19 protein-coding genes and 3 pseudogenes are annotated in these 22,449 nt (G+C 57.0%); 16 read left to right on the top strand and 6 right to left on the bottom strand.

The features are described 5' to 3' along the window. The first annotated feature begins 11 nt into the window (after window positions 1–11). The 8 genes and pseudogenes from MKR05_RS05105 to MKR05_RS05070 form a co-directional block, all read left to right on the top strand. Window positions 12–2,275 (top strand): annotated as a pseudogene (locus MKR05_RS05105) (NtaA/DmoA family FMN-dependent monooxygenase). Between the two features lie 11 nt (window positions 2,276–2,286). Continuing rightward, entirely contained in the window at window positions 2,287–2,796 is a 510-nt protein-coding gene (locus MKR05_RS05100; protein ID WP_004202731.1) for a GNAT family N-acetyltransferase, read from the top strand. Between the two features lie 9 nt (window positions 2,797–2,805). Continuing rightward, on the top strand, window positions 2,806–3,732 hold the full coding sequence (locus MKR05_RS05095) for an amino acid ABC transporter permease (RefSeq protein ID WP_023289874.1): 927 nt from the start codon (window positions 2,806–2,808) through the stop codon (window positions 3,730–3,732). Next, window positions 3,716–4,495: an amino acid ABC transporter ATP-binding protein gene (locus MKR05_RS05090; RefSeq protein ID WP_032453069.1), complete on the top strand. Its 780-nt coding sequence runs from the start codon at window positions 3,716–3,718 to the stop codon at window positions 4,493–4,495. Before MKR05_RS05095 ends, MKR05_RS05090 begins: the two co-directional genes overlap by 17 nt. 38 nt (window positions 4,496–4,533) lie before the next feature. Beyond that, a complete protein-coding gene (locus MKR05_RS05085) occupies window positions 4,534–5,385 on the top strand; it encodes a transporter substrate-binding domain-containing protein (RefSeq protein ID WP_072198978.1) in 852 nt (283 codons plus the stop codon). A 77-nt stretch (window positions 5,386–5,462) separates the two neighbouring features. After that, entirely contained in the window at window positions 5,463–6,080 is a 618-nt protein-coding gene (locus MKR05_RS05080; protein WP_023289870.1) for a glutathione S-transferase family protein, read from the top strand. 70 nt (window positions 6,081–6,150) lie between these two features. Continuing rightward, window positions 6,151–6,378, top strand: coding sequence for a tautomerase PptA (gene pptA / locus MKR05_RS05075; RefSeq protein ID WP_004891592.1), 228 nt, complete (start codon window positions 6,151–6,153; stop codon window positions 6,376–6,378). Window positions 6,379–6,522: 144 nt separating this feature from the next. Beyond that, a pseudogene (locus MKR05_RS05070) lies at window positions 6,523–6,699 on the top strand (transcriptional regulator); the annotation flags it as partial. Window positions 6,700–6,759: 60 nt separating this feature from the next. Here MKR05_RS05070 and MKR05_RS05065 read toward each other — a convergent pair. Then, window positions 6,760–7,053: pseudogene (locus MKR05_RS05065) on the bottom strand (carbohydrate porin); the annotation flags it as partial. A gap of 97 nt (window positions 7,054–7,150) precedes the next feature. After that, on the bottom strand, window positions 7,151–7,732 hold the full coding sequence (locus tag MKR05_RS05060; RefSeq protein ID WP_023289867.1) for a flavin reductase family protein: 582 nt from the start codon (window positions 7,730–7,732) through the stop codon (window positions 7,151–7,153). 214 nt (window positions 7,733–7,946) lie between these two features. Between MKR05_RS05060 and MKR05_RS05055 the strand changes: the two genes are divergently transcribed. From MKR05_RS05055 to MKR05_RS05020, 8 genes are all read left to right on the top strand, one after another. Then, on the top strand, window positions 7,947–8,648 hold the full coding sequence (locus tag MKR05_RS05055) for an ABC transporter ATP-binding protein (protein WP_087824035.1): 702 nt from the start codon (window positions 7,947–7,949) through the stop codon (window positions 8,646–8,648). Beyond that, the gene (locus MKR05_RS05050) at window positions 8,645–9,613 is read left to right on the top strand and encodes an ABC transporter substrate-binding protein (RefSeq protein WP_023289865.1); all 969 of its coding nucleotides are present in this window, start codon (window positions 8,645–8,647) and stop codon (window positions 9,611–9,613) included. Before MKR05_RS05055 ends, MKR05_RS05050 begins: the two co-directional genes overlap by 4 nt. 55 nt (window positions 9,614–9,668) lie before the next feature. After that, window positions 9,669–11,324, top strand: a complete 1,656-nt coding sequence (locus MKR05_RS05045) for an iron ABC transporter permease (RefSeq protein ID WP_087824034.1) — start codon at window positions 9,669–9,671, stop codon at window positions 11,322–11,324. 76 nt (window positions 11,325–11,400) lie between these two features. Continuing rightward, window positions 11,401–12,246 carry an N-hydroxyarylamine O-acetyltransferase gene (gene nhoA / locus MKR05_RS05040; protein WP_017900510.1) on the top strand — a complete coding sequence of 282 codons (846 nt, stop codon included), beginning with the start codon at window positions 11,401–11,403 and terminating at the stop codon, window positions 12,244–12,246. Between the two features lie 209 nt (window positions 12,247–12,455). Continuing rightward, complete coding sequence (locus tag MKR05_RS05035; RefSeq protein ID WP_087824033.1) at window positions 12,456–12,833, top strand: HEPN domain-containing protein; 378 nt, start codon at window positions 12,456–12,458, stop codon at window positions 12,831–12,833. Continuing rightward, entirely contained in the window at window positions 12,830–12,985 is a 156-nt protein-coding gene (locus MKR05_RS05030) for a hypothetical protein (RefSeq protein WP_284118095.1), read from the top strand. The genes MKR05_RS05035 and MKR05_RS05030 overlap by 4 nt, the downstream gene beginning before the upstream one ends. Next, entirely contained in the window at window positions 12,951–14,204 is a 1,254-nt protein-coding gene (locus MKR05_RS05025) for a KGGVGR-motif variant AAA ATPase (protein ID WP_284118094.1), read from the top strand. The genes MKR05_RS05030 and MKR05_RS05025 overlap by 35 nt, the downstream gene beginning before the upstream one ends. A 22-nt stretch (window positions 14,205–14,226) precedes the next feature. Beyond that, the gene (locus MKR05_RS05020; protein ID WP_087824031.1) at window positions 14,227–15,648 is read left to right on the top strand and encodes a P-loop ATPase, Sll1717 family; all 1,422 of its coding nucleotides are present in this window, start codon (window positions 14,227–14,229) and stop codon (window positions 15,646–15,648) included. An 89-nt stretch (window positions 15,649–15,737) separates the two neighbouring features. On the opposite strand, the gene narI is transcribed toward MKR05_RS05020, so the two are convergent. The 4 genes from narI to MKR05_RS05000 are packed head-to-tail and all read right to left on the bottom strand — an operon-like array spanning window position 15,738 to window position 22,391. Next, window positions 15,738–16,418: a respiratory nitrate reductase subunit gamma gene (gene narI, locus MKR05_RS05015; RefSeq protein WP_023289864.1), complete on the bottom strand. Its 681-nt coding sequence runs from the start codon at window positions 16,416–16,418 to the stop codon at window positions 15,738–15,740. After that, window positions 16,415–17,110 (bottom strand): nitrate reductase molybdenum cofactor assembly chaperone, encoded by a 696-nt coding sequence (gene narW / locus MKR05_RS05010; protein WP_032453024.1) that lies wholly within the window; start codon window positions 17,108–17,110, stop codon window positions 16,415–16,417. Before narW ends, narI begins: the two co-directional genes overlap by 4 nt. Further along, a complete protein-coding gene (gene narH, locus MKR05_RS05005; RefSeq protein WP_238875658.1) occupies window positions 17,110–18,654 on the bottom strand; it encodes a nitrate reductase subunit beta in 1,545 nt (514 codons plus the stop codon). The genes narW and narH overlap by 1 nt, the downstream gene beginning before the upstream one ends. Next, entirely contained in the window at window positions 18,651–22,391 is a 3,741-nt protein-coding gene (locus MKR05_RS05000) for a nitrate reductase subunit alpha (protein WP_044523471.1), read from the bottom strand. The genes narH and MKR05_RS05000 overlap by 4 nt, the downstream gene beginning before the upstream one ends. Window positions 22,392–22,449 lie beyond the last annotated feature (58 nt).

The following is a 22,449-nucleotide window of genomic DNA, read 5'->3' as shown; positions in this document are numbered from 1 at the left end:
AAGGGGTAGCTATGTCTGAAAATCGACAATTGCGTCTGGGGACGATATTACATGGCGCATCGGGAAATATGTCCGCCTGGCGTCATCCGGCGGCGCAAGCGGACGCCAGTATTAATTTTGATTTTGTTACAGAGACGGCGTTAAAAGCGGAAGCGGGAAAACTGGATTTTATTTTTGTCGCCGACGGTTTATATATTAATGAAAAATCGATTCCCCATTTTTTAAATCGCTTCGAACCTTTAACGGTGCTTTCCGCGCTGGCCGCGGTCACCCGGCGGCTGGGGCTGGTGGGGACCTTATCCACTTCGTACAGCGAGCCGTTTACCACCGCCCGCCAGTTCGCCAGCCTCGACCATTTAAGCCAGGGGCGGGCGGGCTGGAACGTGGTCACTTCGCCGCTGGAAGGGTCGGCGAAAAACTTCTCCCGGGCCCAGCATCCGGATCATGCGCTGCGCTATCGCATTGCCGATGAATATCTGCAGGTGGTGAAAGGCTTGTGGGATTCGTGGGAAGAGGATGCCTTTGTGCGCAATAAAGCGACCGGTCAGTTCTTTGACAAAAATAAGCTGCATACGCTCGATCATCACGGCGATTTCTTTAAAGTGGCCGGACCGCTGAATATTGCCCGCACGCCGCAGGGACGACCGATTATTTTCCAGGCTGGCGCATCGGACGATGGCAAAAAATTAGCCGCACGCCACGCCGATGCCATTTTTACCCATCAGGAATCGCTGACCGAGGCGCAGGCATTTTATCAGGACGTGAAAAGCCAGCTGGCGGCCTGGCAGCGCACCCCGGATCAGCTGCATATTTTCCAGGGCGTCAGCGTCATTGTCGGCGATGACGCCGAAGACGCGGAGCGCCAGTACCAGACCACCGCGGCGCTGGTCTCCATCGAGGATGCGCTGAACTATCTGGGGCGGTATTTCGAACACCATGATTTTTCGCAGTATCCGCTCGATGAACCGTTCCCGGATATTGGCGACCTCGGGCAAAACAGCTTCCGCAGTACCACCGACGAGATTAAACGTCACGCCCGCGAGCGCGGATTAACCCTGCGCCAGGTGGCCCTGGAGGCAGCGAGCCCGCGTCCGCGCTTTACCGGCACCGCCAGCGATGTCGCCGATGGCCTGCAACTGTGGTTCGAACAGCGCGCGGCGGACGGCTTCATTATTCAGGGCGGCACGCCGGAAACCTTTCCGCGCTTTGTGGATGAGGTGGTGCCTCTGTTACAGGCGCGCGGCCTGTTCCGTCGCGACTATCCGGGCGCCACCCTGCGGGAAAGTCTGGGCCTGGCGCTACCCGCTAATCAATTCAAAAAATAAGAAAAGAGAATCACGCTATGCAGAAAACAACACTCTTGCTGGCCGTCGCGTTGGCATTTAGCGCCTCGTCGTGGGCACAGGACGTCAAGATCAATGGCACCGGGGTAAGCCTTGAGGCCAACAAAACGCCCATTCACACAGCGAAAAACCCGCAGGCCATTGCCCTGTTGCCGAAAGATCTGCATCTGGCGGTGCCGGGGAAATTTACCGTCGCGGTGGCGGCCCTGAACTCACCGCCGCTGACGGTCTTCGCCGATGACAACAAAACCCTGCTCGGCAGCGAGGCGGATATCGCCCGGCTGGTGGCGGAGAGTCTCGGGCTGGAGGTGAACGTGGTTCCCACCTCCTGGGAAGACTGGCCGCTAGGGGTCACCTCCGGCAAATATGATGCCGCGATCAGCAATATTACGGTCACCAAAGCGCGGAAAGAGAAGTTCGATTTCGCCACCTACCGCAAAGACTCGCTGGGCTTCTACGTCAAAAGCAGCAGTCCGCTGAGCAAGATTGACAAGGCGGAAGACATCGCCGGGCTGAAGATTATCGTCGGCTCCGGTACCAACCAGGAGGCGATCCTCCTGGCGTGGAACGCGGAGAACGTCAAAAAAGGGCTGAAGCCGTTTACCCCGGTCTACACCAAGGATGATGCAGCCCAGACTCTGGCGCTGCAGACCGGACGAGCCGATGCCTTTTTCGGCCCCAATGTGATTGGCGCGTGGAAGGCGGCGCTGACCGGCAAAACCAAACTGGTGGGCAGCGTTGACGGTGGCTGGCCGAAAGCGGCGCATATCGCGGTGACGCTGAAAAAAGACAGCGGGCTGGTGAATGCCGTCCAGGCGGCGCTGAACGGCGCTATCGCCAGCGGGGACTATGCCAACGTGCTTAACCGCTGGGGAGAGGGAGTGGAAAGCATTCCGCAATCGGAGATCAACCCGCCCGGACTGGGCGACTGACAGGAGGCGCGATGAGCGAAGCATTCCGCGATATTTCTCCGGACGCACCGGAGCTGCAGCCGATTATTAGCGGGCTGTTTGCCGAATACGCCGCCCGCTACGGTGACTATTTTTCCCGCGATGCGGAAGTGGAGTTGAGCGAGTGGTATTTGCCGCCGCAGGGGTTGTTTATCGTCCTTGAGCGTGAGGGCGAAATTATCGCCACCGGCGCTTATAAGCCGAAGGATCGCCACACCGCAGAGATCAAACGTATCTGGACGCACCGCCGTCTGCGCCAGCAGGGGCTGGCGGCGAAAGTGGTTCAGGAGCTGGAGCGGCGGGCGGTGCTGGCCGGGTACAGCCATATCTACCTGACCACCGGCTTTCGTCAGCCGGAGGCGGTCAAGCTCTATCTCAGCCAGGGGTATGAGGCGCAGTTCGACCTCGCGCGAGACCCCGAAGAGTACAGTCAGCCGCCCTACGATGGCCGACTGCGGTTCACTAAAGCGCTGGCGGTGAGCGCCTTCAGCCACAGCGCCTGAGGAGGCATGATGCATTCATCTGAAACGATCAAAGTGGTGCCGGCGCGCTATCCGCTGCGGGTAGTCGGGGCCCTGGTGGCCCTGCTGGTGCTGGCGGTGGTGATCCAGTCGGTGGCCTTTAACCCGCGCTGGGAGTGGGGCGTCTTCGCCCGCTGGTTCTTCGACCCGGTGATCCTCGAAGGGCTGGGGCAAACCCTGCTTCTGACCCTGCTTGGCACGGTGCTGAGCGTGATCTTCGGCGGCCTGCTGGCGCTGGCCCGCTTGTCCTCATCGTGGCTGCTCAGCAGCCTCGCCTGGGGCTATATCTGGCTGTTTCGCTCGCTGCCGCTGATTGTCGTGCTGATCATTCTCTACAACTTCTCCTATCTCTACGACACCCTGTCGCTGGGGATCCCGTTTACCGGCGTCACCTGGGCCAGCTACCAGACGATAAACGTGCTGGGGCAATTCTCCACGGCGGTGGTGGGCCTGACCCTGGTGCAGAGCGCCTATACCGCGGAGATTATTCGCGGCGGCTTCCTCGGCGTTGACCACGGGCAGTATGAAGCCGCCGCCGCGCTGGGGCTACCCGCCTGGCGACGCACGCTGCGCATTATTCTGCCGCAGGCGCTGCGCACCATCCTGCCATCCGGCTTCAATGAGATCATCAGTCTGGCGAAAGGAACGGCGATGGTGTACGTCCTGGCGATGCCGGAGTTGTTCTACACCATCCAGATGATCTACAACCGTACCCAGGAGGTGATCCCGCTGTTGATGGTCGGCGCCGCCTGGTATCTGGTTATCACCAGCGTCCTCTCCGCCATTCAGTACCTGGTGGAACGTGGCCTGGCGCGCAGTGAGCGCCGCTCGGCGGTGAACAGCGCCCGTGGCAGCCGTCTGAATCAACCCGCACGTCAACCACAGCCCCAGGAGGCCGTCCATGCCCAGCTCTCGTAATGGCCATATCTCTATCACCGGGGTCAGCAAATACTATGGCCGCCACAAGGCGCTGGACGATGTGTCGCTGGAGATACCTCCGGGCACGGTGACGGTGATCCTCGGCCCTTCCGGTTCGGGCAAGTCCACGCTGCTGCGCACCATTAATCACCTCGAGCGCGTCGATGAGGGGTTTATTCAGATTGATGGCGACTATATTGGCTATCGCCGCAAAGGCGACAAGCTGTATGAGATGAAAGAGAAGGAGATCCTCCGCCAGCGGATCAACGTCGGCTACGTGTTCCAGAACTTTAACCTGTTTCCGCACCTGACGGTGCTGGAGAACCTGATAGAGGCGCCGATCGCCCACAGGCAGGTCACGCGCAAAGAAGCCATTGCCCGTGCCTGGGAGCTGCTGGACGTCGTCGGACTGCGCAATAAAGCCGACGCCTGGTCGCGGCATCTCTCCGGCGGCCAGCAGCAGCGTATCGCCATAGCCCGGGCGCTGGCGCTGGACCCGCGGGTGATCCTGTTTGATGAGCCCACCTCGGCGCTGGATCCGGAGCTGGTGGGCGAGGTGCTGGATGTGATCAAGAAGCTGGCGCGCTCTGGCACCACGCTGGTGGTGGTCACCCACGAGGTTGGCTTTGCCCGCGAGGTGGCCGACCAGGTGGTGTTTATGGTCGACGGCAGGATCGTCGAGCAGGGCAGCAGCGACGAGGTGCTCAACCATCCGCAGCATCCGCGTACCCGGCAGTTTTTATCCAGGGTGCTGCCGTCATGAACAGAGCGATAGCGACCCTTGTATTCAGCGCCCTGGCGCTGGACGCTCACGCGGCGCTGGATCTGCGCGCCAATGAGCAGCCATTGCCGGTCACTCGCGACCCGCAGGCGATAGCGAAAATTCCGCCGGGCTACCGTTTCGTGGAGCCGGGGACGCTGACGGTGGCGATCTCGGCGCTCAATTCGCCGCCGCTGGCGCTGCTGGCCAGCGACAACCGCACGCGGATCGGCAGCGACCCGGATATAGCCCGCCTGCTGGCCGGGAGCCTTGGCCTGAAGCTCAGGCTGGTGCCCACCGCGTGGGAGGACTGGCCGCTGGGCATCGCCGCCGGCCGCTATGACGTGGCGCTGATTAATATTGCGGTAACCGAGAAGCGCAAAGAGAAGTTCGATTTCGCCACCTATCGGGTGGACTCTCTGGCCTTCTCGGTGAAATCCACCAGCGACATCGCCGCGGTGCATGGACCTGCGGACCTTGCCGGGCGCAAAGTGATCGTTGGGTCCGGCACCAATCAGGAGCGGATCCTGCTGGGCTGGAATGAGGACAACCGGGCCGCCGGGCGGCCGCCGGCCCAGCCGGTCTACCTGACCGATGATGCCTCCGGCAACCTCTATATCCAGTCCGGGCGGGCGGATATTTTTTTCGGTCCGCAGTCGGTGGCCGCCTATAAAGCGGCCCTTAACGGCCAGACCCGGGTGGTAGGCCTGGGGCCGAAAAAAGCGTGGGTGGCGACGACCACTAAAAAAGGCAACGGTCTGGTCTTTGCCCTGCAGGCCGCCCTCGACGGGGCGATCGCCCGCGGTGAATATCAACAGGTGCTGGCGCGCTGGGGAGAGCAGGGCGAAGCGGTGGCGCAGTCGGTGGTCAACCCGCCGGGGATCACCTACTAACCGCCAGGGCCAGGGTATGCCGGGTGGGTGAGCGGCAATTTTCTGCCTACACTTAGGCTTTACCCTGGAGGCAGACCATGATTACCGTATATGGCGTGCCGGGATGGGGCTCGACGATTAGCGAGCTGATGCTCTCCCTGGCCGATATTCCCTACGAGGTGGTTGACGTCGAGGGCTTTGACCAGCCCGGCCCGGCGCGCGAGCGCCTGCGGCAGATTAACCCGCTGTGCCAGGTGCCCACCCTCAGGCTGGCCGACGGCAGCATCATGACCGAAACCGCCGCCATCGCGCTGATGATCCTCGACCAGCGCCCCGATCTGGCCCCCGCGCCGGGGACGCCGCAGCGTCAGCAGTTTCAGCGTCTGCTGATCTGGCTGGTGGCGAATGTCTATCCCACCTTTACCTATGCCGACTACCCGGAACGCTGGGCGCCCGCCGCGGCGGAGCAGCTGGTGGAAAATTGTCGCCAGTACCGGAACAACCTCTATCTCTGGTTCGAACAGCAGCTGGTCGCCGGGCCCTGGGCGCTGGGCGCGTCGGTTACCCTCCTGGACTGCTATATCGCGGCGATGTATAGCTGGGGGCCCAGGCAGGCGTGGTTTAACGCCCATACGCCCAAATTTGCCGCCGTCGCCCTGGCGGTCTATCAGCGACCGGAGCTGGCCGCGGCGCTACGACGTAACAAGCTGATTTAACGCACGCGATGTCAACCGCAACCGCCATTCTGTGGTAGCGTTATGGCCTTCACCACAAGGAGTCTTTGCTATGCCGCATGTTGATATTAAATGCTTTCCCCGTGAACTGACTGACGAACAAAAAACCGCGCTGGCCGCCGACATTACCGAGGTGCTGATCCGCCATCTGAACAGTAAAGAGGGCGCGGTCAGCGTCGCGCTTACTCAGGTTGAGCCGGACGCATGGCAGGCGGTGTGGGACAGCGAGATCGCCCCGCAGATGGCGCAGTTGATTAAGAAGCCGGGTTATAGCATGTAACCCGGCGCCCCGGAGGCGATGCTGCGCATCTGTCCAACGGACAAGGTGCTTTGCGCCGCCTCCGGCAGGGGCTTCTCCGGCTACGCACTGAGAGAAACATCATGTTCATCTATCCTAAGCGCCAGAGAGCCAACTGAGGTGTATATGAAAGACGAATTGTTTGCCGATCTGCTGGCGAGTGCAGAAGAAATGGTCAGGATCGAGAAAGGTCAACAAATGCCGAAGGAGCAGCACGTTCATACCTTCAGCGAAATTGACGTGAAAGCGATACGTGAAGCTACAGGTTTAAAACAGCAGGACTTTGCAGCGGCCGTTGGCGTTAAGTAACAGCGTGTATATAAATCAACCCGTCCAGGCGTTTGCCCCGGACGGGTTACTTTATTAAAACCAAATCTCCGTCTGCACGCCAAAGTTCCAGTTTCCTCCGGCGGTAAAGCCTTTACTGCCGAAATCATCGTTGATCGCATAGCGATCCAGGTCTTTATCCCAGTTCATCCACGTGACAAAGAAGCGGATCTCCGGCCTCGCTTTGATATCAAACACATCGCCCACTTTGAACGTCGGGGCGAAGGTCAGCTTGTAAAAATCGCCGCTCACCGCCTGGTATTGATGCACGTTGTCATTATAGCGATAGGTTCTCCCGTCCGGGGTGAGATCCCTATACTGCCACGAGGTCTGATCTACAGGGCTAAATCGTCATCGTCTGCTGGCGGGGCCATGACGTTCAGGCGCCCGATGTCAGCAGGACCCTGCCGACATCGTCGAGTACGGTTTATTCGTCGAGGGAGTTTGCCCGCACGTGGCGGCCGCTGGCGACAAAATTGCCGGTTCCCAGATGATGCAGGGTATTGATCTTATCGTCATCGAACTGCCAGCGTCCGGTGACAAACGCGCGCTCATCGGCGGCGGCGGAAACCACTTCGCCAAACAGCGTATCGTACTGCTCCTGGGCCGCCGTCGCCGGCAGCAGGCGGCACTCCATCCATGCCAGACACTTCTCCTCGATCAGCGGCAGTCCCAGTTCCGGGCCGCTCACCACCGGAATTCCGTAAGCATTGAATTTGTCTTCATCGCGGCCGCTGACGCTGCCGACCGCGTAGGTCCAGCTGGCGGCGGCCACGCCGGGAACCACGATGCCGAAGGTGCCGTTGCGCTCGATGATTTCCCGCGTCCAGGTGCTTTTATCCACCACGATAGCCACCCGCGGCGGGGCGAATTCCACCGGCATCGACCAGGCGGCGGCCATGACGTTGCGCCGGTCGGAGGCAGCGTCGTAGCTGGTGATCAAAATGGTCGGGCCGTGGTTGAGCAGGCGGCTGGCATACTGCAGTTCCACGTGGCGAAAGCGGCTCATAGGCGTTCCTTGAGTAATGGGTCGGTTGGCAGGTAACACGTTAAGCCGCAATGAAAATGTAATCAATACGTCATCTCGTCTGGCTATAGTCGCCAGCACAAAGTCCCAAAGAGGATCACAATATGTTGGCTCCCCTGATGTTATCCCAGGTGAGCGCGCCCCGTCGGATGTCGACCGCCGGGCAGGGGTTGCTTTCCCGCAAGGGAGGGCGACAATGCGCGCGCTAACCCCTATCACTCTGCAGGCGGTCTCATTCGCTTTCGCAGAGACCTCCATTCTCGATGGCTTCTCGCTGCATATCGAACCCGGCAGCATTGTGGCGCTGCTGGGCCCGTCCGGCTGCGGCAAAAGCACCTTGCTGCGCCTGCTGGCCGGGCTGAGCGTGCCGGCCAGCGGTGAAATCCGCTTTGGCGATCGGCTGGTCGCCCGCGCAGGATGGGGATTGCCCCCGGAACAGCGCGATATCGGCATGGTTTTCCAGGATTACGCCCTCTGGCCGCATATGAGCGTGGCGCAGAACGTCGCCTTTCCGCTGCGCATGCGCGGCGTTGCCCGCGCCGAACGCGAGCGCCGGGTGAGCGAGGCGCTGGCGCGGGTGGGCCTCGACGGCTTTGCGGAACGTAAACCTTCAGGCCTTTCCGGCGGCCAGCAGCAGCGGGTGGCGCTGGCGCGGGCGATCGTCGCCGCGCCGCGGGTGCTGCTGTTTGATGAGCCGCTCTCCAACCTGGACAGCGAACTGCGCGAATCGCTGTGTGGTGAAATGAGCCGCCTGCTGCGACAGCTCGGCACCACCGCCGTGTATGTCACCCACGACCGCCGTGAAGCCGACCTGTTAGCCGACCGGATCGTCCATTTATCCGCGGGCCGCGTGGCCGCTGTCCGCGCCGTTACGCCAACCTCAGGGGAAGTTGCATGAACACCGTTATGACCGTTAAGAAAGGAGTGGTACTCGCGATGGCTCTCTCCGCCATGATGCTCTCCAGCGCCCATGCGCTGACCGTTTACACCGCCGGCCCCGGCTCGCTGGCGAAAAGCCTGGCCAGTGGTTTTGAACAACAGACCGGGGTGAAGGTGACCGTTTTCCAGGCCACCACCGGCAAAGTGATGGCCCGTCTGGAGGCCGAGCAGGCCAACCCGCAGGCGGATGTGCTGATCTCCGCTTCATGGGATACCGCGGAGGATCTGCACAACCGGGGCTGGTTGCTGCCTTTTCACAGCGCCAATGCCGACAAGGTACCGGCTAATCTGAAATCGGCGGACTATATCGCCCAGGGAGTCTCGGCGCTTGGCATCGTCTGGAACAGCAAAAGCGGCACTCCGGAGCCGAAAGAGTGGCGCGACCTCACCCAGCCGGCGTTTAAAGACAAGGTGACCACGCCCGACCCGTCGCTCTCCGGCGCGTCGCTGGATCTGTTGATTGGCCTGCAAAACAGCATGGGCGACCAGGCCTGGCAGCTGTTTGACGATCTGAAAAAGAACGGCATGGTGGTCAGCGGCCCCAACGCCCAGGCGGTGACGCCGGTGATGCAGGGGGCGAAAGCGGCGGTGTTCGGCGCGGTGGATTATGTCTCCTACGGCAATATTCAGCAGGGCGAGTCGCTGAAGGTGATTTTCCCGGCCAGCGGGACGGTGATCGCCCCGCGCCCGATGATGATCCTCAAAACCAGCCAGCAAGCCGACGAGGCCAAAGCCTTTATCGATTACGTGCTGTCGCCGGAAGGTCAGGCGCGGGTCGCCGACGCCTGGCTGATGCCCGCTCGCCGCGATGTGGCCGCCAAACGCCCGCTGCTGGACGCGCTGAAGGTCTTGCCCACCAGCGGCGAGGGGAGTAGCGAGCGTAGCGCCGTCCTCAGCCGCTTCAGTCAGCTGTATGCCCACTAATTGACACGGTTCTCCGGCGCTGGCCGCCGGAGAACGCTTCGTTTCAGGAACCGCTGTGAAACAAAAATTCCTTTCCGGCGTGACGCTTGCCGCCCTGACGCTGCTGGTCGCGTTACCGCTGTTGTTTATTCTGCTGCAGGCGATTTTTCCCCATTTTAGCGCCGGTTCGCTCCATGACGCCTTTGGCGGCGTCTCGCCGCTGCTGGCCGACCCCCAGCTGCCGTCGATGCTCGGCGGTACGCTGTGGATTGCCGGCGGCGTGGCGCTGGCCAGCGTGATGATCGGCCTGCCGCTCGGTATTCTGCGCGGTATGTTTTCGTTGCCGCTGCCCCGGCTGTGGGACCTGCTGTTTTTGATCCCCTTTCTGACGCCGCCCTATATCTCGGCGCTCTCGTGGATGCTGGCTCTGCAAAGCCAGGGCTATCTGCAGCAGCTGACCGGCTGGCAGCTAAACGATCTGCTGTTCAGCCGCAGCGGGATCGTGCTGGTGATGACCTTTAACATTTTTCCGGTGGTTTACTTTGCCGTCTCCCGCAGCCTGCTGGCGAGCGGGCAACGGCTGGCGATGGTCGCCCGGGTCCATGGCGCCAGCGCCTGGCGCGCCTTCTGGCACGTGACGCTGCCGATGCTCTCCCCGGCGCTGGCGGCGGGGATGCTGCTGGCGTTTACTCTCGCCATTGAGGAGTTTGGCGTCCCGGCGGCGCTGGGCAGTCGGGCGGGAGTAGTGATGCTGACGGTGGGCATTGAGAAAAAGCTGGCCGACTGGCCGGTGGATCTCACCGGCGCTGCGCTGCTGTCGCTGCTGCTGATGGCGGTGGCGTTGTTCGCCTGGTGGCTGCAAACGCGGCTGGTGGGGGAGAAGGAGGTCACCAGCGTCACCGGTAAACCGGGAGAAAACCGCGGAACGTCGCTGGGCTGGATGACGCTGCCCGCGCTGCTGGTGATGGCGGCCGTCGGCGGCCTGGCGGTCGGGGTCCCCGCCGTCTCGATGATGCTCACCAGCCTGATGGGCACCCTCTCGGGCGGGGTGAGCCTGGAGAATGTCACGCTGCGTCACTTCGCGGCGCTGTTCGACCAGCAGGGCGACGCCCTGTCGGCCCTCGGCGTCAGCCTGTCGCTGGCGTTAGGTTCGGCACTGATCGTCGGCGCGCTGGGGCTGCTGGCCGCCTGGCTGGTAATGGTGCAGAAGATCAAAGGGCGCGGGGTGGTGGATGCGTTGTCGCTGATGCCGGCGGCGCTGCCCGGCGTGGTGGTGGGGGTGGGATTGATCCTGCTGTGGAATCAGCCCTTCTGGCCGCGCTCGCCCTACAACACGCTGTGGATGCTGCTGCTCTCCTATTGCTGCCTGCTGCTGCCCTGGCCGGTGCGCTATGTCGGCAGCGCGCTGCGCCAGCTGGGCCCGAACCTTGAGCCCGCCGCCCGGGTGCACGGCGCGTCGCCGCTGCGGGCGCTGCGGTTGATTGTCCTGCCGCTGGTCTTTCCGGCGCTGCTGGCGGCGATGCTGATGGTGTTCGCGGTGGCGTCCAGGGAGCTGGTGACCTCGCTGCTGCTGTCCCCCGCCGGCACGCAGACCGTGGCGGTGTTTATCTGGCGCCAGTTTGAACAGGGATCCGTTGGTCAGGGCATGGCGATGGCCAGCCTGACGCTGTTGACCGGTCTGGTCCTGATGCTGACGGCGCTGGCGCTGATGCAGCGCAGCACGCGCGGTTAACGGCAAGCGCACAAAAAAGAGGGTCGGCGCGGAAAAATAGGCTATAAATGTCGGACACCTACAGCTGGAGACCCTGATGAGTCCCTTTTTACGCGCCTATTTTTCCCGTCTGGGCTGGACGGGCGAGCCTGATGTTTCCATTGATACCTTGCGCCAACTGCATCTGCAGCATAACAGCGCCATCCCCTTTGAAAACCTCGACGTCCTGCTGCCGCGCGAGATCCATCTTGACGACCTGGCGCTGGAAGAGAAGCTGATCGCCGGCCGCCGCGGAGGGTATTGTTTTGAACAAAATGGCCTGCTGGAGCGCGCGCTGCGCGAAATAGGCTTTAACGTTCGCAGCCTGCTTGGCCGGGTGGTGCTGGCCAATCCGCCGCAGATGCCGCCGCGCACTCACCGTTTATTGCTGGTGGAAGTGGCGGGTGAGCGCTGGGTAGCCGACGTTGGCTTCGGCGGCCAGACGCTGACCGCGCCGATCAAGCTGCTGGCCGATATCCCGCAGCAGACGCCGCACGGCAGCTATCGTCTGGTGCATGAAGGGGATGAGTGGACGCTGCAGTTCAACCATCACGAACACTGGCAGTCGATGTACCATTTCGATTTAGGCCGCCAGTATGCGTCTGATTATGTGATGGGTAACTTCTGGTCGGCGCACTGGCCGCAGTCCCACTTCCGTCACCACCTGCTGATGTGCCGTCATCTGCCTGACGGCGGCAAAATGACCCTCACCAATTTCCACTTTACCCACTGGGAGAATAACCACGTGGTGGAGAAGGTCGATTTTGCCGATGTCTCCGCGCTGTACGAAGGGCTGCAGACCCGCTTCGGCCTCGGCGTGGACGATCCTAAACATGGCTTCAGCGAAGCGGCGCTGGCGGCGGTAATGGCGGCGTTCGATACCCATCCGGAAGCCGGGAAGTAAATACAATTGAGTGTTGATTATCAACACTCAAATTCATTCATGATCTTACCAATACATACCACATGCCTCTAAAAGGTATGGAATCTTGTTCTTTTATAATCATAGTGTATTATGGGTAATCCCCTAAAACTGTGTTTTTCTTTTGACAAAAACGCATATACGGTGAAAAACTAATCGTTCATTTAGATTCGATAAAATTGTAGGTGCAAATGGAAAACTATCGAGAGGCAGCAATTAGACATTTAAATGATTCTGTAAGACTTTTAGACAGTAACTCTGTGGATAATGCTGGCCACCTGATCGGTTTTGCAGCAGAGTGCGCGATTAAATATAAAATAGAATTAAATAATAATGATAGTCCTAAATTGCATTTCCCTTATATATTGGCGGCAGCAAAAAAAAGATTGACAGGAAGAGAGTGTAAGTCTTTGTTTTCCGTTCTTTCCTCAAAGGAAGATGTTTTAAAAGGATGGGATGTTAATTATCGTTATTATGCAAATGGGACAATGCAGTCGGAAGATGTTAGTAAATGGATTTCACAAACGAAAAGAATTTTTGCTGCAGCTGGAATAAGGAATAAAAAATGAATAAGATATATTACGATGATGCATTGGCCTGCTTTGTTAGCATAGCTAATAATGTCTTTGGAAAAGATGTGTTGGAGCGGAATGTTTTTCTTCGTGATGCGCAAGGAAAATTGACATTTGTCTACCAAAATGAAGTTATTGCAAACCAATAAAGTAAATAAATTTATTAAGGAATCATCAAATAAATTATCCCAATATTTAGATGATGATTACATCATCGCAACACCTGATGATTTATTCGATGATAGTTTGAAGCAAAAAGAAAAATGGAGACAGATAAAAGTTTCATATTCTGGAGTTTCATTCAATATCAATTTAATCGAACGTCGAATTGTTGGTTCAGATTGGTTAACATCTGTTAATAATATAAATTCTAAACCCGCAAAGATCGTTTTTTCAAGTATAAAAGGTGGTGTGGGCCGCACTACAGCTATTTGCATTATTGCCGCGCATTTTTCTCGCGAGGGCAAGAGAGTACTTACAATTGATATGGATCTGGAAGCTCCTGGCCTAGGGTCAATGCTAATAAAACCTGATGTAATGCCAAAGTTTGGTTTACTAGATTATTTTGTGGAAAGTAGTTTAGATAATACTGATGATAAATTCATGGTTGATCTCGTAGGGTCATCATGGGTATCTGATGGTAAAGGGCGTGTTGATGTTATTCCCGCACTTGGAAGTTTATCATTACAAAACCCTGAAAATGTGTTGGGTAAAATATCCCGAGCTTACTTAAGTGAATCTGATGTGATAAATCAATCATTACTTATGACTAATCTCCAAAAATTAATGGACTATTACTCACAAATTAATCGTTATGATATAATTTTGATTGATGCTCGCTCAGGTCTTCACGAAACAACCGCATCATTACTTGTTGGGTTAGGTGCAAATATATTCTTTTTTGGTGTAAATCAGCCTCAAACCATCTTGGGTTTTGAATTGCTTTTTTCACATTTAAAAGTCTATAATTCAGCTAATGAAGAGTGGGCTAATAAACTACGTTTCATCCATGCTAAAGCTAGCGCTGAGCAAGATTTAGTCTTTCCTGAACTTATTGAAACCAACATAAAAAAATATTTTTATAACCTTCCTAAAGTTGAAACCTCGATCGACTTAGATTCTTTAAAAGACACTTTTGAACTAGACTGGAGTAACGAGTCTGAAGATGTTATTCATTTAACTGAAGAGTTAGATGAAAATGAACACATAATAACTATTAATTATGATGCTCGTTATCATGATTTTGATCCTTTAGAAAACCCTGGAATATTAACTTCTGATTTTTATCAAGAAGCTTTCAGTTCACTAATTAAAGAAGTTGATGGTATACTTAATGGATATACATTAACGGAGGTGGATTTTGATTAATTATTCATCAATCAGGAATGATATGGCGTCTTTGCCTTCGGATCATGATGCAAGTGGAGATCATAAACCCACTGTGGATGAAATTTTTGCTCCAAAGCAACATGCGAATGCCCTTGATCCGTACACGACGATTGTTGTAGGTGCGCGGGGGACCGGAAAAAGCTTTTGGGCTGGAGTGCTTTCTCAAGAAGAAACACTTAAAGTGGCGGCAGAATCATATCCAGATTTGGGACTTGATAAAATAGTTGTTGCTGAAGGTTATAATGGCTTTATAAGTTCTAGAATACTAGAACAAGTAATACCTTCTGGCCAAGAGTCTTCTATGGCGGTTTCATTTTGGCAAGCGGCAATAGTTAAAGCTGCTGAGGAATGCTTGGCACCCAATAAAACTAAGAAAAAAATGTCAGACTACATTAAAAAATACTCTGACCCAGAGGATTTAGATATTTATCTGAATAAGCTAGATAATAAATTACAAGCAAAAAATATCACATTAGTTATTACGTTCGATGCTTTGGATAAATTATCTAAAGAATGGAGTCGATCCACGCTAATTCTTGATGCTTTATTTGAAGTTGTTTGGGATTTGCGTATTCGTAAAGCTATCAAAGCGAAAATATTTATTCGCCCAGAACAGTTAAATGATGAAAATTTAAAATTTGTCGAAATGCCGAAACTTAGAAGTTCTCGTGTTGAACTAGAATGGACACAACTTGAACTATATGGTTTGTTATTCTCGAGATTAGCTTATACATATGATAATAGCGATTTTCAGGAATTATGTAAATCTATTGGAGCTCCATTCATTAAATTGCCCTATAAACAAAGAACAAATTGGGACGTTTTAAGTAACAAAGATTTTCAGAAAAAAACTATGACAGCTCTTGCCGGTCCATATATGGGTGCAAACTTTAAAAAAGGAGGAACCTATGATTGGCCATATAAACATTTGGCTGACGCAAACGGGAATGTTACTCCTAGAAGTTTTATCAAGCTTTTTTCTGAAGCAGCTAAACATACGCCAGAACCGCAGAATAAAGTTATATCACCGGAAGGGATTCGCCATGGTTTACGTGAAGCATCAAAAGTACGTGTAGATCAATTAGGCATTGAGTATGTATGGGTTAAGCGAGCATTGGCCCCATTAGCTGGTCTTCGGGTTCCTTGCGCAGCTGAAGAAATATACACAAGATGGAAGGATAGTAATACAATTAAAGTTATCATGGATGCATCTAAAGATCCTATCTCAGGTTTTTTACCACCATATCCGTTCAAAACACAAAAAATTAAATATCCTGAGGATACTGCAGCCTTAGCTGAATCTATGGTCAATATAGGATTAATAGAGCATAGGCAAGATGGACGAATCGATATCCCGGATCTTTTTCGAGTTGCTGCATTGATGTTAAAGAAAGGTGGTATAACCCCTAAAGCTAAGAGATAAAAAAGAAGGGCACTAATATGTGTCCTTCTTTAAGCATTACTATTTAAATAACATATTTTTTACTTAGTGATTGATCCAAATCAGTGATATTACCTCCGGGAGCGCACCACCTGGTAGCGGCGGGTGAAATACTCCACCGGCGCGCTCCAGACGTGAACCAGACGGGTGAACGGGAAGATCAGGAAGATGGTCATCCCCAGCACCAGGTGGACGCGGTAAATCCAGGCCACGCCGTCCAGATGCGCCGAGGCACCGCCGTGGAAGGTGACCACCGCCTGCGCCCAGTCCACCAGCTTGAGCATTTCGCTGCCGTCCGGATGCTGGGCGGAGAAGGGGATCGTCGTCAGCCCCAGCGCGCACTGAATCAGCAAAATGCACAGGATCAAAATATCTGCCGTGGTGGAGGTGGCGCGAATGCGCGGGTTGGTCAGGCGGCGCGCCAGCAAGCCGATTCCGCCCACCAGGGTGAGCACCCCGCACACGCCGCCGAGGATCATTGCCATCAGCTGCTTCTGCGACATTGGCAGGAACCACGAGTAGACCCAGTGCGGGGTCAGCATGCCAAAGAGATGGCCGAAAAAAATGCCGAGAATGCCGATATGAAACAAGTTCGACCATAGCACCATCCCGCGTTTATCCAGCATCTGGCTGGATGACGCGCGCCAGGTATACTGCCCATAGTCGTAGCGTAGCCAGCTGCCGAGCAGAAACACGGCGCCGCAAAGGTAAGGGTAGATATCGTAAAAGAAGACGTTCAGATACTGGATCATTTCGGGCCTCCGGCGCGGATGTCGACGTACAGCGGCGCCACATCCTGGCTAAAGCGTCGTTGATAAGCTTGCATAGGCGAGCTGTCGCAAGCGGTCGCATTATCTTCAATAAACTTCACCTGCTCTTCTTCCCACACTTCGTCCAGCGCCTGACAGGTATCGTCGCGCTTTTCTCCAGCTACCTGTTTGGTGACACTGTCACTGGTGAGCGGGCTTTTTGCCAGTTCCAGCAGGGCGTCAAACAGTTGATAATACGAGCATTCTCGTTGCTTCAGGCGGCCGCCGATCAGCGCCAGAATCGGCGCGATATTCTGCAGCCCTTCGCGGGCGTCGGCGAGGGGTAAAATACTGAGATACTCCAGATACAGCGGCAGATAGTCGGGCAGTTCACGGCAATCGATCAGCAGACCTGCCTGCTGATACTGATTCATCAGGTCCACCATCGCCTGGCCACGGTCGCGGGACTCAGCATGCACATGTTCAAACAGCAGCAGCGAGGTGGCGCGCCCTCGCTCGAACACCTCGCACCAGTCGGCCTGGCGATCCAACAGCGGCGCCGCCAGCAGCTCCCCGACAAAGGGCGTCAGGGAAGGGATATCGGCGCTGACCAGCGCCAGGGCTTCGTCGCGGTTCTCCCACAGCACCTCGTCGGGATACTCCAGCAGCAGACCGAGCACTTTCAGGATCCGCATCACTCGCCCTCCCCATGCTTACGCACGCCGCTGACGTCGATGGCGTCAATCCGCCGGCTGTTAAACAGGTTGAATTTCGTATCTGACCCGTGGCAGCCGTCGCCGAAGGTAAAGCCGCAGCCGTTGCGTTCCGGGAAGGCATCCTCCGCCAGTTCGCGATGGCTGGTGGGGATCACGAAGCGGTCTTCGTAGTTGGCGATCGCCAGATAGCGATACATCTCTTCGACCTGCTCAACGCTGAGTCCCACCTCTTCAATTGCCCGGGTATCGGTCACGCCCTCGACGGTTTGCGAGCGCTTGTAGTGGCGCATTGCCATCATCCGTTTCAGCGCGCGCAATACCGGTCCGGTATCCCCGGCGCTCAACAGGTTCGCCAGGTACTGGACCGGAATGCGCAGGCTCTCAACCGCCGGCAGGATGGCGCCGTTGTTGGGCAGGCCGCCGGCGTCGGCAACCGACTGGATCGGCGACAGGGGCGGCACATACCAGACCATCGGCAGGGTGCGATACTCCGGATGCAGCGGCAGGGCCAGCTTCCAGTCCATCGCCAGCTTATAGACCGGCGATTTCTGCGCCGCCTCAATGACATTGTGGGGGATGCCTTGTTTTAACGCTTCCTCGATGACCGCCGGATCGTTTGGATTAAGGAATACCTCGCACTGGCGCTCATAGAGGTCGGTTTCATGCTCGGCGCTGGCAGCCTCTTCGATACGGTCGGCGTCATACAGCAAGACGCCGAGATAGCGGATGCGCCCGACGCAGGTTTCGGAGCACACCGTTGGCTGCCCGGACTCAATGCGCGGATAGCAGAAGATGCATTTTTCCGACTTGCCGCTCTTCCAGTTAAAGTAGATTTTTTTATATGGACAGCCGCTGATGCACATCCGCCAGCCGCGGCATTTGTCCTGGTCTATCAGCACGATGCCATCTTCCTCACGCTTGTAGATGGCGCCGCTCGGGCAGGTGGCTACGCAGCTCGGGTTGAGGCAGTGCTCGCACAGGCGCGGGAGGTACATCATAAAGGTGTTTTCGAACTGGCCGTACATCTCTTTCTGCATGGCTTCGAAGTTACGGTCGCGGGCGCGTTTCTCGAATTCACCGCCGAGCAGTTCCTCCCAGTTCGGGCCCCAGTCAATTTTATCCATCCGCTCGCCGCTGATCAGCGAGCGTGGGCGGGCGGTAGGCAGATATTTTCCCTCCGGCGCGTTGTGCAGATGCTGGTAATCGTAGGTGAAAGGTTCGTAGTAATCGTCAATCGCTGGCAGCACCGGGTTGGCGAATATCTTCGACAGCACGCTAACCCGATTGCCGAAGCGGGGCGTCAGTTTACCGCTGATGCCGCGGATCCAGCCGCCTTGCCACTGCTCCTGATCTTCCCAGTTTTTTGGGTAGCCAATGCCCGGTTTGGTTTCCACATTATTGAACCACGCGTACTCCATGCCCTCCCGGCTGCTCCAGACGTTTTTACAGGTGACCGAGCAGGTGTGACAGCCGATGCATTTGTCCAGATTCAGCACCATTCCAACCTGAGAACGGATTTTCATTTTTTCGCCTCCTGTACCTGATCGCGACCTTCGTCATCCAGCCAGGCAATATTTTTCATTTTGCGGATCATGATGAACTCGTCGCGGTTGGAGCCGACGGTGCCGTAGTAGTTAAAGCCATAGGCCAGCTGGGCGTAGCCGCCGATCATGTGCGTCGGCTTCGGACAGACGCGGGTGACGGAGTTATGAATGCCGCCGCGGCGGCCGGTCACTTCCGAACCCGGGATATTCATAATCCGCTCCTGAGCGTGATACATCATGGTCATCCCCGGCGGCACGCGCTGGCTCACCACCGCCCGGGCGGTGAGGGCGCCGTTGGCGTTGAACGCTTCAATCCAGTCGTTATCTTCAATGCCCAGCTCTCTGGCGTCAGTTTCACTGAGCCAGACGATCGGCCCGCCGCGCGACAGCGTCAGCATCAGCAGGTTTTCGCTGTATGTGGAGTGGATCCCCCATTTCTGGTGCGGGGTCAGGAAGTTCAGCGCTTTCTCCGGAAAACCGTTCGGCGGCACGGCCTTCATCTGGCTGACGCTGCGGGTATCAATGGGCGGGCGATAAGCCACCAGGCTTTCGCCGAAAGCCCGCATCCACGGATGGTCCTGATACAGCTGTTGCCGCCCGGAGAGGGTGCGCCACGGGATCAGTTCGTGCACATTGGTATAACCGGCGTTGTAGGAGACGTGCTCGCTTTCCAGTCCGGACCACGTTGGGCTGGAGATGATCTTGCGCGGCTGCGCCTGAATATCGCGGAAGCGGATCTTCTCATCCTCTTTATTCAGCGCCAGATGAGTGTGGTCGCGACCGGTAAATTCTCCCAGCGCCTGCCAGGCTTTCACCGCCACCTGGCCGTTGGTTTCCGGCGCGAGGCTGAGAATAACTTCGGAGGCGTCAATGGCGCTGTCGATCCGCGGCCGGCCTTTGGCCGGACCGTCCTGCTTGAGGTAGTTAAGCTTGCCGAGGAAATCGACTTCGCTTTGCGTATTCCACGAGATGCCTTTTCCGCCGTTGCCAAGCTTATCGAGCAGCGGCCCGAGAGAGGTGAAGCGTTCCCAGGTGGCGGGATAGTCGCGCTCCACCAGGGCAATCGACGGAGCGGTTTTCCCGGGGATCAGATCGCATTCGCCCTTACGCCAGTCAAGCACCTCGAACGGCTGCGCCAGCTCAGCCGGAGAGTCATGCTGCAGCGGGACCAGCACCACGTCGGTCTCTTTCCCGAGATGGCCGACGCAGACCTGCGAGAAGGATTTGGCGATATCTTTGTAAATCTCCCAGTCGCTCTTTGCCTCCCACGCCGGGTCGACGGCGGCGGAAAGCGGGTGGATAAACGGATGCATATCCGAGGTGTTCATATCGTCTTTTTCGTACCAGGTGGCGGTCGGTAGAACAATATCGGAAAAGAGACAGGTACTGGACATGCGGAAATCCAGCGTCACCAGCAGGTCGAGTTTGCCCTCGATAGCCGCCGTCTGCCACTCGACTTCCTCAGGTTTCACCTCATCGCTGGCGCCCAGTTCATCCCCCTGAATACCGCTGTCGGTCCCGAGCAGGTATTTCAACATGTACTCATGCCCCTTACCGGACGATCCCAGCAGGTTAGAGCGCCAGATAAACAGGTTCCGCGGATGGTTTTTGCCGCTGTCCGGTTGCTCGGCGGCAAAGCGGATCTCGCCGGATTTTAGCGACCGCACCGTGAACTCCGAAGGCGATAGCCCGGCGGCCTCGGCCTGCTGCTTGATGGTCAGCGGGTTGACGTTGAGCTGTGGCGCAGAAGGCAACCAGCCCATCCGTTCCGCGCGGACGTTGAAGTCGATAAGGCTGCCGCTAAATTTGCTGGCGTCGGCCAGCGGCGACAACAGCTCCTGCGCGGTCAGTTTTTCATAGCGCCACTGGCTGGCGTGATTGTAGAAATAGGAGGTGCTGTTCATTTGCCGCGGCGGGCGGTTCCAGTCCAGCGCGAACGCCAGCGGCAGCCAGCCGGTCTGTGGGCGCAGCTTCTCCTGGCCGACATAGTGCGACCAGCCGCCGCCGCTCTGGCCGACGCAGCCGCAGAACACCAGCAGGTTAATCATCCCCCGGTAGTTCATATCCATGTGGTACCAGTGGTTTACCCCGGCGCCGAGGATAATCATCGAACGGCCATGGGTTTTATGCGCCGTATCGGCGAACTCGCGGGCGATTTGTTCGATATGCTGGCGCGGCACGCCGGTGATCTGCTCCGCCCACGCCGGGGTATAGGCTTTAACCTCGGCGAAATCTTTCGCCGCATTGACATCATCAAGCCCTCGGTCCAGGCCGTAGTTAGCCAGAATCAGGTCATATACGCTGACCACCAGGCCGCTTTCGCCACTGGCCAGCGTCAGCTGTTTCACCGGGAGCGGATGAAGGGTTACCGGTGCCTGCGGCACGCTGCGGAAATGCGGGTTTTCATTGCCGCCGAAGTAGGGGAAGGCGACTGACGCCACGCTGTCGCGAATATCCAGCAGAGACAGCGTGAGCTCCACCGTTTTGCCGTCAGCCAGCGGTTCGAGGTTCCATTTCCCTTTTTCGCCCCAGCGAAAGCCGATGGAACCGTTTGGCGCCACCAGTTCGCCGTCGGCGGTGCAGGCGACGGTTTTCCATTCCGGGTTATTCGTTTCGCCCAGTCCATCCAGCAGGTCGGAGGCGCGCAGCATGCGGCCTGGCACATAGCTGCCATCGTCGCGCGGCTCAAGCATCACCAGCATCGGCATGTCGGTATAGGTGCGGCAGTAGTTAAGAAAGTAATCACTCGGATTATCAAGGTGGAAGGCTTTGAGGATGACGTGGCCCATGGCCATCGCCAGCGCGCTGTCGGTACCTTGCTTCGGCGCCAGCCAGTGGTCGCACAGTTTGGCCACTTCCGAATAGTCCGGGGTGATGGCGATGGTTTTGGTGCCTTTGTAGCGTACTTCGGTGAAGAAGTGGGCATCCGGGGTCCGGGTCTGCGGCACGTTGGAGCCCCAGGCGATAATGTAGCTGGCGTTGTACCAGTCGGCGGATTCCGGCACGTCGGTCTGCTCGCCCCAGGTCATTGGCGAGGCCGGGGGCAGATCGCAGTACCAGTCGTAGAAGCTGAGGCAGGTGCCGCCGATAAGGGATAAATAGCGGGTACCCGCCGCGTAGGAGACCATCGACATCGCCGGGATCGGCGAGAACCCGGCGACACGGTCCGGGCCGTAGTGTTTGATGGTCCAGACGTTGGCGGCGGCGATGAGCTGATTCAGCTCTTTCCAGCTGGAGCGGACAAAGCCGCCTTTGCCGCGCGCCGCTTTATAGCTGGTGGTTTTGGCCGGATCCTGCATGATGCTATCCCAGGCCTGCACCGGGTCGGGAAACTGCGCCAGTGCTTCGCGCCACAACGCAATCAGCCGTTTACGCGCCAGCGGGTACTTCAGACGGTTGGCGCTATAGAGATACCAGGAGTAGCTGGCGCCTCGCGGGCAGCCGCGTGGTTCATGGTTCGGCAGATCCGGGCGGGTACGCGGATAATCGGTCTGCTGGGTTTCCCAGGTCACCAGACCGTTTTTGACATAAATTTTCCAGCTGCAGGAGCCGGTGCAATTCACGCCGTGGGTGGAGCGGACAATTTTGTCGAACTGCCAGCGTTGACGGTAGCTGTCTTCCCAGTCACGGTTGTTGTTGTAGACCTGACCGTGGCCGTTGGCAAAGGTTTCGCCTTTCTGCTTAAAGTAGCGAAAGCGATCCAGTAGTTTACTCATGACATTTCTCCTGCTCCGATGATGTCCGGCATCGTGCCACCCGGCCGGATGAGCGAAC

The organism is Klebsiella sp. K5-204 (assembly GCF_030128585.1).
GTDB lineage: Bacteria > Pseudomonadota > Gammaproteobacteria > Enterobacterales > Enterobacteriaceae > Klebsiella > Klebsiella quasipneumoniae.
Note: the sequence above shows the minus strand (reverse complement) of the source record. Positions and strands in the feature narration are given on the sequence as shown.

What these genes read in the sequence shown, in the direction of transcription:
- MKR05_RS05100 (WP_004202731.1), top strand. Translation starts at nt 2,287, where the DNA reads ATGAGCGAAGCATTCCGCGATATTTCTCCGGACGCACCGGAGCTGCAG.
- MKR05_RS05095 (WP_023289874.1), top strand. Translation starts at nt 2,806, where the DNA reads ATGCATTCATCTGAAACGATCAAAGTGGTGCCGGCGCGCTATCCGCTG.
- MKR05_RS05090 (WP_032453069.1), top strand. Translation starts at nt 3,716, where the DNA reads ATGCCCAGCTCTCGTAATGGCCATATCTCTATCACCGGGGTCAGCAAA.
- MKR05_RS05080 (WP_023289870.1), top strand. Translation starts at nt 5,463, where the DNA reads ATGATTACCGTATATGGCGTGCCGGGATGGGGCTCGACGATTAGCGAG.
- pptA (WP_004891592.1), top strand. Translation starts at nt 6,151, where the DNA reads ATGCCGCATGTTGATATTAAATGCTTTCCCCGTGAACTGACTGACGAA.
- MKR05_RS05060 (WP_023289867.1), bottom strand. Translation starts at nt 7,732, where the DNA reads ATGAGCCGCTTTCGCCACGTGGAACTGCAGTATGCCAGCCGCCTGCTC.
- MKR05_RS05055 (WP_087824035.1), top strand. Translation starts at nt 7,947, where the DNA reads ATGCGCGCGCTAACCCCTATCACTCTGCAGGCGGTCTCATTCGCTTTC.
- MKR05_RS05050 (WP_023289865.1), top strand. Translation starts at nt 8,645, where the DNA reads ATGAACACCGTTATGACCGTTAAGAAAGGAGTGGTACTCGCGATGGCT.
- nhoA (WP_017900510.1), top strand. Translation starts at nt 11,401, where the DNA reads ATGAGTCCCTTTTTACGCGCCTATTTTTCCCGTCTGGGCTGGACGGGC.
- MKR05_RS05035 (WP_087824033.1), top strand. Translation starts at nt 12,456, where the DNA reads ATGGAAAACTATCGAGAGGCAGCAATTAGACATTTAAATGATTCTGTA.
- MKR05_RS05030 (WP_284118095.1), top strand. Translation starts at nt 12,830, where the DNA reads ATGAATAAGATATATTACGATGATGCATTGGCCTGCTTTGTTAGCATA.
- MKR05_RS05020 (WP_087824031.1), top strand. Translation starts at nt 14,227, where the DNA reads ATGGCGTCTTTGCCTTCGGATCATGATGCAAGTGGAGATCATAAACCC.
- narI (WP_023289864.1), bottom strand. Translation starts at nt 16,418, where the DNA reads ATGATCCAGTATCTGAACGTCTTCTTTTACGATATCTACCCTTACCTT.
- narW (WP_032453024.1), bottom strand. Translation starts at nt 17,110, where the DNA reads ATGCGGATCCTGAAAGTGCTCGGTCTGCTGCTGGAGTATCCCGACGAG.
- narH (WP_238875658.1), bottom strand. Translation starts at nt 18,654, where the DNA reads ATGAAAATCCGTTCTCAGGTTGGAATGGTGCTGAATCTGGACAAATGC.
- MKR05_RS05000 (WP_044523471.1), bottom strand. Translation starts at nt 22,391, where the DNA reads ATGAGTAAACTACTGGATCGCTTTCGCTACTTTAAGCAGAAAGGCGAA.